The following is a 12,792-nucleotide window of genomic DNA, read 5'->3' on the forward strand; positions in this document are numbered from 1 at the left end:
GTGGGGGGGCGGGTGCGGGGGTGGGGGGGGGTGGGGGGGGGGGGGGGGGGGGGGGGGGGGGGGGGGGGGGGGGGGGGGGGGGGGGGGGGGGGGGGGGGGGGGGGGGGGGGGGGGGGGGGGGGGGGGGGGGGGGGGGGGGGGGGGGGGCCGGGGGGGGGGGGGGGGGGGGGTGGTTCGGGCAGGCGGACGGCGCCGAGGTCGACGGCGCCGGAGTCGCGGCCGTCGGTCTCGTGGGCGGCCGGCTGGTACGGCTGCGGGGCGGGCTGCTCGTACGCCTGGGGCGGGAGCGGCTGCTCGTGGCTGGTGGGGTGCGGGTAGCCGTAGGCGGGCCGGGGGTAGGGCTGCGCCGGGACGGGCTGCTCGGGGGCGGGGTGCTCGCTCCAGGCGCCCTGGGAGCCGGGCATGAGGAGCAGGTCCTCGTCCTCGGGGGCGGTCTCGGCGTCGAGGTAGGTGTAGGCGCCCGGTGCGGGGGTGCCCGGCTGCTCCACCGTGCCCGCGCCGTGCGGCTGCCCGTCGCCCGGGACCTGGCCGGTGTCAGTCATGCGTACCCCTCGCCCATCGGTTGTGCTCGTCGTTCCGCCCGTCGGCGGGATCAGCCCGCCGACGTCACGTCCTCACGTATTGTCGCGGGCCCGTTCCGTGTTGGCAGCGGGTTGCGCCGCCACGGGCTGTGGACTGCGCCACGTTGCGCACCCCCCGGTCGCGCCGCCACGGCCGCGGCCGCGGTACGACGGTCGGCCAGCCTACCCGGCGGGCCGTAGCCGGGTGGTCACGGGGCGGGGGCGGGGCGGCGGCCGGAGAGCAGGAAGACGGTGGCGCGTTCGCGTTCCGTCCAGGTGGCCGGGTCGAGGTCCACGGTCTGGAGGAGGACGCACTCGGTGGTGTAGCCGCCCGCGGCGAGCACGGCGGTGATGGCCTCGGCCTGGTCGCGGGTGGCCGCGTGGGTGGTGATCCGCTCGGGGCGGCGGTCCACGCAGGCGGCGACGGTCTCGGGGCCGCCGCCGCCGATGCGGACGACATCGGGTTCGGGGAGCCGTTCCAGGACGTGCGGGGCGCGGCCGCTGACGGTCTGGAGCTGGACGCCGAAGTGCCGGGCGGCGGCCTCGGTACGGGCGCAGGCGGCCGGGTCGGCGTCCACGGCGATGACGGCGGCGCCGAAGCGGGCGGCCTCCACGGAGAGCGCGCCGGCGCCGCAGCCGATGTCCCAGACGAGGTCGCCGGTGCGGGGGCCGAGGCGGGCCAGCTGCTCGGTGCGCAGCGCGGTGCCCTCGCCGGTGCCCAGGGCGCCGCCGTAGGCGTGCGGGGCGAGGCCCCAGCCGCGTACCGGACCGGGGTCGGCCCCGAGCAGCCAGCCGGGGCCCTCGGTGGGGCCGGCGCCGCCGATGGAGATGACCACGTTGGGGTCGCGCCAGACGTGGTCGGCGGCCTTGTCGGAAGTGAGGACGGTGACCTGCTCGCGGTCGGTGCCCAGCTCCTCGCAGATGACGAAGGTGCGGTGGACGCCTTCGAGGAGGAGGGCGAGTTCGGCGGGGCCGGCGCCGGGTGAGGTGAGGACGGCGACCTTGGGGTGGGCACGGCAGACGTTGACGGCGCGGCGCAGGGTGCGGCTGTGGGCGACCACGACCCGGGCGTCGTCCCAGGGCATTCCGGCGCGGGCGAAGGCGGCGGCGACGGAGGAGACGGCGGGGACGACCTCGACTTCCAGGCCGTGTTCGGGGGCGCGCAGGGTGCGGACGATGCCGAAGAAGCCGGGGTCGCCGTCGGCGAGGACGACCGCGGTGCCGCGGTGGCCGGCGATGCGGCGGGCGGCGAGGTCGACGCTGCCGAGGCGGACGCGTTCGGCGGTCGGCGGGATCTCGGGGAGCGCCAGGTGGTGTCCGGCTCCGGCCACCAGGGTGGCGGCGGCGAGGGCGGAGCGGGCGGCAGCGGTGAGGGGCGAGCCGTCCCAGCCGATCACCGTGACCCGGTCGGCCATCGTCGTGTGTCTCCTGGTGGTGGGGAGGGAGAGGGTGGTGGGGAGGGGGTGGTGGGGAAGGGGTCCGGTGAGCGTACCGGGTGGGGGGCGGGGCGCGGGGCGGTGGTGTCAGTTCCACTCGGTGTAGGAGGGATATCCGGCCTCGGCCATGGGGTCGTCGCTGCCTTCGAGGTCCTCGGGCAGCAGGCTCCAGACGATGAGGTCGGTGCGGATGTCGGTCCAGCCGCCGTCGGCGGTGCGGGTGCGGGCTATGGAGGCGTGGCGCAGCACGCCCTCGCTGAGGCAGCCGGCCTTCTGGGCGACCTGCTGGGCGGCGGTGTTGCCGGCGGCGGTGCGCAGTTCGAGGCGTTCGAAGCGCTGGTCGGTGAAGAGCCACTGAGCGGTGGCGAGCAGGGACTCGGTGGCGTAGCCCTCGCCGCGGGCCCAGGGAGCGGTGGCGTAGCTGATCTCGGTGGCGCGGATGTGCCAGTCGGTGTGGCTGAGTTGGACGGTGCCGACGAGGCGCTGGGTGAGGAACTCGGTGACGGCGAAGACGAGTCCGCGGCCGGTGGTGCGCTGGGCGGGGGCGGTGCGGCGGATGAAGCGCCGGGCGTCGGCAGGGGTGCAGGGGTGGGGTACGGGGGTCCAGGCGACGAGGAGTTCGTCGCCTGCCATCTCGGTGTACGCGGGGAGGTCGGCGTCCTCGAAGGGGCGCAGCACCAGCCGTTCCGTGCTGATCGTGACGTCCGGAAAGGTGGTGGGCATGCCGCGAGCTCCAGCCGGGGTTGGTGGACCGTCCGTACGGGCCGTGAACCGACAGCATGCAGCATGCGGGGGGAGGGGTGCGTGGCCGGGTGGGAGGGGCGTCGGGGCATGGCGAGGGCCCCGCGCGCCGGACGGGGTGCGCGGGGCCCTCGGGCAGCTGGGGACGTTTCGGCGGGGGTTACTTGACCGCGCCGAAGGCCGGGACGACGGCGCCGTCCTGGTGGCTGTCCTCGATGTACTTCTTCACCTCGGGCGAGTTGAGGAGCTTGGCGAGCTTCTGCACCCGCGGGTCCTTCTCGTTGCCCTTCTTCACGGCGAGGAAGTTGGCGTAGGGGTTGCCTTCGGTCTTCTCGGAGGCGATGGCGTCCTTGGCGGGGCTGAGCTTGGCCTCGATGGCGTAGTTGCCGTTGACGACCGCGGCGTCCACGTCGTTCAGGGCGCGGGGCACGGTGGCGGCCTCCAGCTCCTTGAACTCCAGGCCCTTCTTGTCGGTGACGTCGGAGAGGGTGGCGTTGGAGCCGACGCCGGCCTTGAGGGTGATCACCCCGTTGTCGGCGAGCAGCTTGAGGGCGCGGCCGCCGTTGGTGGTGTCGTTGGGGATGGCGATGGACTGGCCGGCCTTGAGGCCCTTGATGTCCTTGACCTTCTTGGAGTAGAGGGCCAGGGGCTCCAGGTGGACGTTGACGACGGGCACGATGTGGGTGCCCTGCTTCTTGTTGAAGTCGTCCAGGTACGGCTTGTGCTGGAAGTAGTTGGCGTCGACCTGGCCCTCTTCGGTGGCGGTGTTGGGCAGCACGTAGTCGGTGAACTCCTTCACCTCCAGCTTGAGTCCGGCCTTCTGGGCCAGGTTGTCCTTGACGTAGTTGAGGATGTCGGCGTGCGGCGTCGGGGAGGCCGCGACGACCAGCGGCTTGTTCGGGTCGGCCTTGGCCCCGTCGGTGGAGGAGGACGGGTCGGAGGCGGTGCCGCAGGCGGTGAGGCCGAGGGCGAGGACGGTGATGCCGGCGAAGGCGGCCAGGGAGGTGGTGTTCTTACGCACGAAGAGTGCCTCTTTCAGGGGTGGTGCGGACTGCGCCCGGACAAGGAGTGCGGGCTGGGAGGGAGGTGTACGGGGCGGGTCAGGTGGCGGTGCGGCCGCGGCGGGCCAGCAGCCGGATCACGCCGTCGCCGATCAGCTGGGCGAGGGTGACCAGGACGATCAGCACGGCGACGGTGACCAGCATGAACGCGGTGTCGAAGCGCTGGTAGCCGTAGGTGACGGCCTTGGAACCGAGGCCTTCGCCGCCGACCGCGCCGGCCATCGCCGAGTAGCCGACCAGGACGATCACGGTGGTGGTGATGGAGGCGACCAGGGACGGCAGGGCCTGCGGGAGCAGCACCTTGCGGATGATGGTCGAGACGGAGCCGCCCATCGACTGGACGGCCTCGACCAGTCCGTGGTCGACCTCGCGGATCGCGGTCTCGACCAGGCGGGCGAAGAACGGGATGGCGCCGATGGCGAGCGGCACGATCATCGCGGTGGGTCCGATGAAGGTGCCGACGACCAGCTTGGTGAACGGGATCAGCGCGATCAGCAGGATGATGAACGGCAGCGAGCGGCCGATGTTCACGATCACGCCGACGACCTTGTTGACCGGGCGGTTCTGCAGCAGCCCGCCCTTGTCGGTGAGGACCAGCAGGATGCCGAGCGGCAGTCCGCCGAGGACCGAGACGACGGTGGCCCACAGGACCATGTAGAGGGTGTCGATGGTGCCCTGGGTCAGCAGGGGCTGCATCTGGGACCAGCTCACTTGGCGGCCTCCTTGACCAGGGTCTCGGTGACCGGGGCGGGGGTGGCGGTCTCGGTGCCGCCGGCGGGCAGGATGTCGACCTGGAGTCCCTGCTCGCGCAGGAAGCCGACGGGGACGACGTTCTCCTCGTAGCGGCCGGGCAGTTCGATCCGCATCCGGCCGACCTGGCGGCCGCCGACGGTGTCCATGGCGGCGCCGAGGATGGAGATGTCGATGTTGTAGGTGCGCGACAGCTGGGAGATGACCGGCTGGGTGGCGGTCTCCCCGTGGAAGGTGACGTCGATGACGGTGCTGTCCGGGCCGGAGGCGTCGCCGGTGACCGGGAACAGCTCGCGGGCCAGCTGGGAGCCGGGGGTGGCGAGCAGGTCGGCGAGGGTGCCGGTCTCCACGACCTTGCCCTTCTCCATCAGCGCGGCGGAGTCGCAGACGGTCTTGACGACGTCCATCTCGTGGGTGATCAGCAGCACGGTCAGCCCGAGCTGCCGGTTGAGGTCGCGCAGCAGGTGGAGGATGGAGCGGGTGGTCTCCGGGTCCAGGGCGCTGGTGGCCTCGTCGGAGAGGAGCACCTTGGGGTTGCCGGCCAGGGCGCGGGCGATGCCGACGCGCTGCTTCTGGCCGCCGGAGAGCTGGGTGGGGTAGGCCTTGGCCTTGTCGGCGAGGCCGACCAGGTCGAGGAGTTCCAGCGCGCGGCGGGTGCGTTCGGCGCAGGAGACGCCCAGGATCTCCAGGGGCAGTTCGACGTTGTCCCGCACGGTGCGCGAGGACAGCAGGTTGAAGTGCTGGAAGACCATCCCGATCCGGCTGCGGGCGGCCCGCAGGTCCTTGTTCGGGCGCCGGCCGCGGCCGGCCAGGGCGGTGAGGTCGGTGCCGTCCACGGTCACGGTGCCGGAGGTGGGGCGCTCCAGCAGGTTGACGCAGCGGATGAGGGAGGACTTGCCGGCGCCGCTCTGGCCGATGACGCCGAAGACCTCGCCCTCGCGGACATGGAGGTCGACGCCGTCCAGAGCGGTGACCTGGCGGCCTCGCGACTGGTAGACCTTGGTCAGGCCCTTGGTGGTGATCACAGGGTTTCCGTCACTGTCGAGTGCGCGGCGCGGATGGTGCCGGGCACGGGGCATTCGTCGGTCCGACGTGGCACGGCTGATCGCGGCGGGGTGGCCGGGGCGGCGCGTGCGCGGGGCCGGCGCGGCCCGCCGGATGGTGGCGGACGGGCGGCGGTGCGGGTGGGGTGGCAGGGCACTCGCTTCGGGGCGCGAGGCTCAGGCAGGGGCCCTCAGAAGGCGCACATTCGACACATACAACGAGCACCGGGCGTCAGGGTCGCCTCGGTCGCAGGGGTGCGGTTGCTCGTCGTGGTCATGGGCGCCAGTAAAGCAGAAGGGGATTCGGAGCCCGGAAGTCTGTCCGAATAGCGGACTCCGTTGTCGCGCCATATGGACGGGCGGTGGCGGTCAGGGGCGGCTGGAGACCTCCACTCCCCCGACGCTGACCTGCACGGACACCCCGGAGAGGTCAGTGGTGACGGCGTCCGCGGACAGCTCCTCGCGGTGGTGGGTTGTGGCCAAGGCCACGGTCCGCATCCCGGCCGCCCGGCCCGCGGCCAGTCCGGCGGGGGCGTCCTCGAAGACCACGCAGGCGGCCGGGTCGACGCCGAGCCGGGCGGCGGCCAGCAGATAGGGCTCCGGGTCGGGCTTGCCCCGGGTGACGTCCTCGGCGCACACCAGCACCGGCGGCGCTATGCCCACCTCGCGCAGCCGGGCCTCGGCGAGCGGGCGGGTGGCGGAGGTGACCACCGCCCAGCGGCCCTCGGGCAGCGCGCCGAGCAGGTCCTTGGTGCCGGGCAGCAGCTCCACCCCGCCGGGCACGTCCTCGACCTCCAGCTCCTCGATCCGGGCCAGCGCCCCGGCGACCCGCTCGGCGGGCAGCAGCTCGGCGATGATCTCGACGGCGGGGCGGCCGTGCAGCTCCACCCGGGCGAAGTCCTCGGCGGACACCCCGTACTCCCGGGCCCACCGGGTCCAGCAGCGGCGGACGGATTCCAGGGTGGAGACAAGGGTGCCGTCGTTGTCGAACAGGAGTGCCTGGGCGTGGAAGGTCATGGTCATCGACCCTACGGTTCTCGCACCGGCGGCGCGGCCACCGGGGGCCGGGGGCGGACGGTTCCGGCACGGGCGGCGCGGCCACCGGGTCCCGGGGGCGGTCAGGGGGCGGCCCTCGGTCCGTAATAGTCTCGGGCGCATGCTCGTCGCCCTGACGGTCGCCCTCTCGGCGGCCGCGCTCGCCCTGGCCGCCTGGTGCGGTTTCGCCGCCTTCCGGGACCAGCCCACCAAGGACTGGCACTTCATCGGCATGGCCGTGGTGACGGTGCTGGCGCTGGCGCAGCTGGCGGTGGGCGTGGTGCGGCTGGCGCAGGGGGCCGAGGCCGAGGAGGGTACGGCGATCTTCGTCTCGTACCTGGTCGGCGCGTTCCTGGCGATCCCGGCGGCGGGCTTCATGTCGCTGGTGGAGCGCAGCCGCTGGGGCTCGGCGGTGGTCGCCGCCGGCGGGGTGGTCCTGGCGGTGCTGGAAGTACGGCTGCACGACATCTGGACGGTGGGCTGACATGGGCGAGCGGACGGGAACCCGGCAGGACGCGCCGGAGGCCGCCGGCGGCAACCGGCTGGTGAAGGGCCCCGGCATCCTGCTGGTGTGGCTCTACGGGGTGATGTCGGTCGGCTCGGTGTCCCGCTCGGTCTACGAGGTGGCGACCAAGTTCGAGCACGCGCCGCTGGCCTACTCGCTGTCCATGGTGGCGGCCGTCGTCTACTGCTTCATCACCTACACCCTGGTACGCGGCGGGGAGACGGCCCGCCGGGCGGCGCTGGTGTGCTGCGCCGCCGAGCTGGTGGGCGTGCTGGCGGTGGGGACGTGGACGCTGGCGGACCCGGGCGCCTTCCCCGACTCCTCGGTCTGGTCGGAGTACGGGATGGGCTATCTGTTCATCCCGGTGCTGCTGCCGGTGACGGGCATCGCCTGGCTGCGCAGGACCCGGGCCGCCTGAGCGGGTGGGACGGGCGGGCCGGTGTCAGGGCCGCCTGCTCCCGTACGGCGGTCAGGCCGCCTTCTCCAGGGTGACCACGGTGAGCCGGGGCCCGACCTGCTCGGTGCCGACCGCCGCGTAGCCCTTCTTGCGGTAGAGGCGGAGGTTGCCGTCGCTGCGGTGGCCGGTGAACAGCTGGAAGCGCTTGGCGGCGGAGGCGGCGTCCTCGGCGAACCGCCGCTCGATGGCGTCCAGCAGCCGCCCGCCGAGGCCGTGCCGGCGCATCCGGGGGTGGACGATCAGCTTGGCGATCCTGGCCGTGCCCGTCTCGTCCAGCTCCCCGCGTACGGAGGCGATGACCTCGTCGCCGAGGCGCGCCACCAGCGCGTGGCCGCGGGCGAGTTCGGCCCGCAGGTCGTCGAGGGACTGGGTGAGCGGCTCGATGCCGTAGTCGCCGTACAGCTCGGCCTCGCTCTGGTAGCACAGGTACTGCAGCTTGAGGATCTGCTCGACGTCCCGCTCGTCCGCCGCTTGGATGGTCACGCTCATGCCCATGTGTGCATGCCTCCGGCTCACCTGATGCGCCCTGTCGGTCTACCGCACCCTTCCCGAAGTGGGGGTGCGGCAACCTCTGTCGGGTGCATTCTGCTCAGTGATCCCAGGTCACCGGAACGCTTCGACCTGGAAGATCACTGTGAGATAGCCGACTCCCCTGCGAATTGCCGGTATACGGGGGCGGGGAGCGGTGACTTCCTCGGTGGGCCGGAGGCGCGGCGGCCGTAGCGGGGGTCAGTCGCGGGCGTCCCGGTGGTCGGCGGCGGCCAGCAGCCCGGTGTCCGGCTGGTCGGTGAAGATGCCGTCGATGCCGGTGGCGAAGTAGGCCCGGTAGGCGCCGAAGGCGTCCCCGTAGGCGTTCGGGTCGGTGCCGCGGCGGAAGTCGGCGGGCAGGAAGCTGTTCTCGTTGCGCAGGGTGTACGGGTGGAGGACCAGGCCCCGGGCGTGCGCGTCCCGCACCAGGGTGGTGGGGCGGCCGAGGCGGCCGTCGGCGGTGCGCGGGATGACCAGGTCGAGGGTGGGGCCGATGCCCTGGGCGTAGCGGGCGATCTCCTTCAGCCCGGCCGGGGTGATCAGGTCGGCGACGGTGCGCGGGTCGCCGGACTCGGTGAAGTCCCAGGGGCGGGACTTCGCGTCGGAGAGCAGCACCACCCCGGGGGTGGAGACCAGCCGGGCCAGGCGCTGGATGCTGGTGGGCTCGAAGGACTGGAGGAACATCGGGGCGGTCGCGCGGTGCCGGCCGTGGCGGCGCAGCAGCGCGGCGAGCGGTTCCTCCAGGCCGAGGCCGAGCTTGCGGAAGTAGGTGGGGTGCTTGGTCTCGGCGTGCAGCCAGACCGGGCGGCCCCGGCGGCGGCCCTCGCGGTCGGCCCAGCGCAGCACCTCGGCGAAGGTGGGCACGGTCCAGCGGCCGTCGTAGAGGGTGTTCTCCTGGCGGACGGCCGGGATGCGCTCCTTGGCCCGCAGGGTCTTCAGCTCGGCGAGGGTGAGGTCCTCGGTGAACCAGCCGGTCAGCTTGACCCCGTCGACGGTCTTGGTGGTGCGCCGGGAGGCGAACTCGGAGCGGTCGGCGATGTCGGTGGTGCCGGTGATGTCATTCTCGTGGCGGCAGACCAGATGGCCGTCCCGGGTGGGGACGAGGTCCTGCTCGATGACGTCGGCGCCCATGTCCAGGGCGAGCTGGTAGGAGCCGAGGGTGTGCTCGGGCCGGTGGCCGCTGGCGCCGCGGTGGGCGATGACCGCCGGGACCGGCAGCCGGGAGCCGGAGCCGTGGCCGCCGGTGCGGGCCTGGGCGGTGCCGGCCGCCGCGGTGGCGGTGAGGGCGGCCGAGCCGAGCACGGCCGCGCCGATCATGGTCCGCCGGCCGGGTCCGCGCCGCTCGCCCTGGGTCATGGGGTTCTCCTTCGTCCGGGGGCCCGCGGCCCGTCCGCCGTTCTCGGTCACTCTCAGCGTCACCGTCACCCTCACCGGAATCGCGGTACGGATTCCGGTGACGGTCCGAACCTAGGGGGCGGCCGGCCCGGTCGGACACACGGACGGGGACCCCGGGGCGAACGGCGGGAAAACGCTGGGTGGTCCCCCGCGGGTCGCGGGTAGGCGCGGTGGTGCGCGCGGCGGATGTGCCACGACCGGGTCAACTTCGCGTTTCGGCTGCGTCAACCCGAGGTGCGGCCGGGGGTGACCCGCGAGTATCGTCCTGAACCGCACACCGCTCACTATTCGGAGGACTCGTTGTCCCGCTTCGCCGTCTTCAAGGCAGTGCTCGGCCCGGTTCTGCGGCTGTGGTTCCGCACGCGTCTGGAGGGGATGGAGAACATCCCGGGCTCCGGGCCGGTGCTGCTGGCGGGCAACCATCTGACGTTCATCGACTCGATGGTGCTCTCGGTGGTCTGCGAGCGCCAGGTCAGCTTCATCGGCAAGGACGAGTATGTGACCGGCACCGGGCTGAAGGGCCGGCTGATGGCCTGGTTCTTCACCGGCTCGGGCATGGTCCCGGTGGACCGGGACGGCGCCAACGGCGGGGTGGCCGCGCTGATGACGGGCCGCCGGATCCTGGAGGAGGGGCGGATGTTCGCCATCTACCCCGAGGGCACCCGCTCCCCCGACGGCCGGCTCTACCGGGGCCGCACCGGCGTCGCCCGGCTGACGCTGATGACCGGCGCCCCGGTGGTGCCGTTCGCCGTGATCGGCACCGACAAGCTCCAGCCGGGCGGCGCGGGGCTGCCCCGGCCGGGCCGGGTGACGGTCCGCTTCGGGGAGCCGATGGAGTTCTCCCGCTACGAGGGCATGGACCGCGACCGCTATGTGCTGCGGGCGGTGACCGACTCGGTGATGGCCGAGGTGCTGCGGCTGTCGGGGCAGGAGTACGTGGACATCTACGCCACCAAGGCGAAGGCCGCGTAGCCGCCGGCACGGGCGACAATGGCGCCGCCCCCGCACCCTGACGACAGGGTGCGGGGGCGGCGCCATGCTGGTCTCAGGGGTGCTCGACGCCCTCTTCCAGCTTCTGGCCCTTCAGCAGGAACCAGGCGGCGACCGCGGCGGCCAGCAGGACGGCCGCCCCGGCGCCGGAGGCCAGGTGCAGTCCGTGCACGAAGGAGTCCTGCGCGGCGGTGACCAGGGCGTCACCGGTGGCCGGCGGCAGCGCCGAGGAGGCCTCCACGGCGCCGCCCAGCGACTCGTGGGCGGCGGCCTTGGCCTCGGCCGGGACCCCCGACGGGGTGGGGAAGCCCCGGTAGACGCCGGTCACGATGGAGCCGAGCAGGGCGATGCCCAGGGCGGCGCCGAGCTCGTACGCCGTCTCGGAGACCGCGGAGGCGGCCCCGGCCTGCTCCTTGGGCACCGTGGAGAGGATGACGTCGGCGGTGACGGTGAAGGCGAAGCCCGCGCCGACGCCGACCACCAGCAGGCTGGCACCGAGCGCCGGGTAGCCGGTCTCCCGGTCCAGCGTGGTGAGCACGGCGAGCGCCAGGCCGACGGCGGCGAGCCCGCCCGCGACCACCGCGCGGACCGAGAAGCGCCGGGCGACCGCGCCGGCGATCAGACCGGCGGTCACCGCGCCGATGGCGGCGGGCAGTTCGGCCAGGCCCGCCTCCAGCGGCCGGCGGTCCTGGACCAGCTGGAGGAACTGGGACAGGAAGAACACCAGCCCGGAGAGTCCGAGGATGGTCAGCAGGTCGGCGAGGACCGCGCCGGAGAAGCCCCGGTGGTGGAAGAGCCGCACATCGAGCAGCGGCGCGGCCAGCCGCAGCTGCCGCCGGGCGAACCAGACCAGCGCGGTGAGGCCCAGCACGGCCGCCGCGGCGGCGTCCGGCCGGAACCCGTGCGCGGCCAGCTCCTTGATCGCGTACACCACGCCGATCATGCCGACCAGCGAGAGCCCCACACTCGGCAGGTCCCAGGGTCCGGGGGCCGGGTTCCTGGACTCCGGGATGAACCGGGCACCGACGACCACCAGCACCACCATCACCGGCAGGTTGATCAGGAAGACCGAGCCCCACCAGAAGTGCTCAAGCAGGAAGCCGCCGACGACCGGGCCGACGGCCGCGCCGGCCGAGGCCATGGCGCCCCAGATGCCGATCGCCAGGCTGCGCTCGCGCGGGTCGTGGAAGAGGTTGCGGATGAGCGCCAGGGTGGACGGCATCAGGGTGGCACCGGCCACGCCGAGCAGCGCCCGGGCGACGATCATCAGCTCGGGGGTGGTGGCGTACGCGTTGAGCACGGAGACCGCGCCGAACGCGGTGGCGCCGACGAGCAGCAGCTTCTTGCGGCCGATGCGGTCGCCGAGGCTGCCCATGGAGACCAGCAGTCCGGCGATGACGAACGAGTAGACGTCGCCGATCCACAGCAGCTGGGTGCCGGTGGGCTTCAGGTCCTCGCTGAGGAACGGCGTCGCCAGCCCCAGCACGGTGGCGTCCACCGCCACCAGCAGTACGGCCAGCACGAGTACGGCCAGTGCCAGCCAGCGGCCCGGGCTGCGGACGGTCTCCGCTTCCGCGGTGAGCCGGTCGGTACGGGTCATTTCTCCACGCTCCTGCGCGCTCCGCCGAGCAGCAACTCGGCGATCATGTACGGGAAGTCCTTGCCGGCGACCCGGCCGTCCTGGACGGCCCAGGCGCAGCTGCCGACCAGTCCGTAAAAGGCCTCGGTCAGCCAGGCGGGGGTGAGGTCGATCCGGAACTCGCCGCGCTCCTGGCCGCGCCGGAACAGGGCGGCGACCGCGGCGTCGATCCTGGCCCAGCCCTCGTTGACCTGCTCGCCCTCGAAGAGCTGGTTCTCGGTGACCAGGAAGGCGAGCAGTCCGCTCACCGGCTCCACCTCGGCGATCAGCCGGCGCAGCGCCTGCTCGGCGGAGTCCTCGTCCAGCCGGGCGGCCGCCACGGCCGCCTCGCACTCCTGGAGGCCGAGTGCCTCCAGCGCCCGGACCAGGGCGTCCCGCCCGGCGAAGTGCCGGTGCAGGGTGGCGCGGCCGATGCCCGCGGCCCGGGCGACCTCGTCCATGGTGGCGGTCGCCTTGCGGGTCAGGAGGGCGGCGGCGGTGCGCAGCACCTGCTCACGATCGACAGTCATGAGACAAGCATACATCGAATGAGACATTGATGTCTCAGAAGCGGTGTTCACGTCTCATGTGGGGAGGGTGGTGGGTGGGCGGCTGATGACTGCTGTGCCCGGTGGCGGGCAGCGAAAGGCGCCGCCGTCCGGGGGTCCGGACG

The 12,792-nt window shown here is 73.3% G+C and carries 13 protein-coding genes; 3 read left to right on the plus strand and 10 right to left on the minus strand.

The features are described from left to right. Positions 1 to 769: 769 nt before the first annotated feature. The 6 genes from cbiE to M1O15_RS31105 form a co-directional block, all read right to left on the minus strand. The gene (gene cbiE, locus M1O15_RS31080; protein ID WP_248637589.1) at positions 770 to 1,975 is read right to left on the minus strand and encodes a precorrin-6y C5,15-methyltransferase (decarboxylating) subunit CbiE; all 1,206 of its coding nucleotides are present in this window, start codon (positions 1,973 to 1,975) and stop codon (positions 770 to 772) included. Between the two features lie 108 nt (positions 1,976 to 2,083). Then, a complete protein-coding gene (locus M1O15_RS31085) occupies positions 2,084 to 2,719 on the minus strand; it encodes a GNAT family N-acetyltransferase (RefSeq protein WP_248637590.1) in 636 nt (211 codons plus the stop codon). A gap of 178 nt (positions 2,720 to 2,897) precedes the next feature. Continuing rightward, the gene (locus M1O15_RS31090; RefSeq protein WP_248637591.1) at positions 2,898 to 3,758 is read right to left on the minus strand and encodes a MetQ/NlpA family ABC transporter substrate-binding protein; all 861 of its coding nucleotides are present in this window, start codon (positions 3,756 to 3,758) and stop codon (positions 2,898 to 2,900) included. Positions 3,759 to 3,837: 79 nt separating this feature from the next. Then, entirely contained in the window at positions 3,838 to 4,509 is a 672-nt protein-coding gene (locus M1O15_RS31095; RefSeq protein WP_248637592.1) for a methionine ABC transporter permease, read from the minus strand. Next, positions 4,506 to 5,573 carry a methionine ABC transporter ATP-binding protein gene (locus M1O15_RS31100; RefSeq protein ID WP_248637593.1) on the minus strand — a complete coding sequence of 356 codons (1,068 nt, stop codon included), beginning with the start codon at positions 5,571 to 5,573 and terminating at the stop codon, positions 4,506 to 4,508. Before M1O15_RS31100 ends, M1O15_RS31095 begins: the two co-directional genes overlap by 4 nt. A gap of 387 nt (positions 5,574 to 5,960) precedes the next feature. Beyond that, a complete protein-coding gene (locus M1O15_RS31105; protein WP_248637601.1) occupies positions 5,961 to 6,608 on the minus strand; it encodes an HAD-IA family hydrolase in 648 nt (215 codons plus the stop codon). A gap of 139 nt (positions 6,609 to 6,747) precedes the next feature. On the opposite strand from M1O15_RS31105, the gene M1O15_RS31110 reads away from it, so the two are divergent. After that, positions 6,748 to 7,110, plus strand: coding sequence for a hypothetical protein (locus M1O15_RS31110; RefSeq protein ID WP_248637594.1), 363 nt, complete (start codon positions 6,748 to 6,750; stop codon positions 7,108 to 7,110). A gap of 1 nt (position 7,111) precedes the next feature. After that, positions 7,112 to 7,549 carry a hypothetical protein gene (locus tag M1O15_RS31115; protein ID WP_248637595.1) on the plus strand — a complete coding sequence of 146 codons (438 nt, stop codon included), beginning with the start codon at positions 7,112 to 7,114 and terminating at the stop codon, positions 7,547 to 7,549. A 51-nt stretch (positions 7,550 to 7,600) separates the two neighbouring features. Here the strand turns inward: M1O15_RS31115 and M1O15_RS31120 are convergent, their stop codons facing one another. Both M1O15_RS31120 and M1O15_RS31125 read right to left on the minus strand, forming a co-directional pair. Beyond that, on the minus strand, positions 7,601 to 8,083 hold the full coding sequence (locus M1O15_RS31120) for a GNAT family N-acetyltransferase (protein WP_248637596.1): 483 nt from the start codon (positions 8,081 to 8,083) through the stop codon (positions 7,601 to 7,603). A 234-nt stretch (positions 8,084 to 8,317) separates the two neighbouring features. Beyond that, entirely contained in the window at positions 8,318 to 9,472 is a 1,155-nt protein-coding gene (locus M1O15_RS31125) for a glycerophosphodiester phosphodiesterase (RefSeq protein ID WP_248637597.1), read from the minus strand. 225 nt (positions 9,473 to 9,697) lie between these two features. Between M1O15_RS31125 and M1O15_RS31130 the strand changes: the two genes are divergently transcribed. Next, positions 9,698 to 10,483, plus strand: a complete 786-nt coding sequence (locus M1O15_RS31130) for a lysophospholipid acyltransferase family protein (protein WP_372499641.1) — start codon at positions 9,698 to 9,700, stop codon at positions 10,481 to 10,483. 73 nt (positions 10,484 to 10,556) lie between these two features. Here M1O15_RS31130 and M1O15_RS31135 read toward each other — a convergent pair whose 3' ends face one another. After that, on the minus strand, positions 10,557 to 12,101 hold the full coding sequence (locus M1O15_RS31135) for an MFS transporter (RefSeq protein WP_248637599.1): 1,545 nt from the start codon (positions 12,099 to 12,101) through the stop codon (positions 10,557 to 10,559). Beyond that, a complete protein-coding gene (locus M1O15_RS31140) occupies positions 12,098 to 12,649 on the minus strand; it encodes a TetR/AcrR family transcriptional regulator (RefSeq protein WP_248637600.1) in 552 nt (183 codons plus the stop codon). The genes M1O15_RS31135 and M1O15_RS31140 overlap by 4 nt, the downstream gene beginning before the upstream one ends. Between the last annotated feature and the right edge of the window lie 143 nt (positions 12,650 to 12,792).

This window comes from Streptomyces lichenis (genome assembly GCF_023218175.1).
Lineage (GTDB): Bacteria > Actinomycetota > Actinomycetes > Streptomycetales > Streptomycetaceae > Streptomyces > Streptomyces lichenis.

Bases quoted from the DNA above. Each gene is read 5' to 3' on its own strand.
- cbiE (WP_248637589.1), bottom strand. From the start codon at position 1,975: ATGGCCGACCGGGTCACGGTGATCGGCTGGGACGGCTCGCCCCTCACC.
- M1O15_RS31085 (WP_248637590.1), bottom strand. From the start codon at position 2,719: ATGCCCACCACCTTTCCGGACGTCACGATCAGCACGGAACGGCTGGTG.
- M1O15_RS31105 (WP_248637601.1), bottom strand. From the start codon at position 6,608: ATGACCTTCCACGCCCAGGCACTCCTGTTCGACAACGACGGCACCCTT.
- M1O15_RS31110 (WP_248637594.1), top strand. From the start codon at position 6,748: ATGCTCGTCGCCCTGACGGTCGCCCTCTCGGCGGCCGCGCTCGCCCTG.
- M1O15_RS31115 (WP_248637595.1), top strand. From the start codon at position 7,112: ATGGGCGAGCGGACGGGAACCCGGCAGGACGCGCCGGAGGCCGCCGGC.
- M1O15_RS31120 (WP_248637596.1), bottom strand. From the start codon at position 8,083: ATGGGCATGAGCGTGACCATCCAAGCGGCGGACGAGCGGGACGTCGAG.
- M1O15_RS31125 (WP_248637597.1), bottom strand. From the start codon at position 9,472: ATGACCCAGGGCGAGCGGCGCGGACCCGGCCGGCGGACCATGATCGGC.
- M1O15_RS31130 (WP_372499641.1), top strand. From the start codon at position 9,698: ATGTGCCACGACCGGGTCAACTTCGCGTTTCGGCTGCGTCAACCCGAG.
- M1O15_RS31135 (WP_248637599.1), bottom strand. From the start codon at position 12,101: ATGACCCGTACCGACCGGCTCACCGCGGAAGCGGAGACCGTCCGCAGC.
- M1O15_RS31140 (WP_248637600.1), bottom strand. From the start codon at position 12,649: ATGACTGTCGATCGTGAGCAGGTGCTGCGCACCGCCGCCGCCCTCCTG.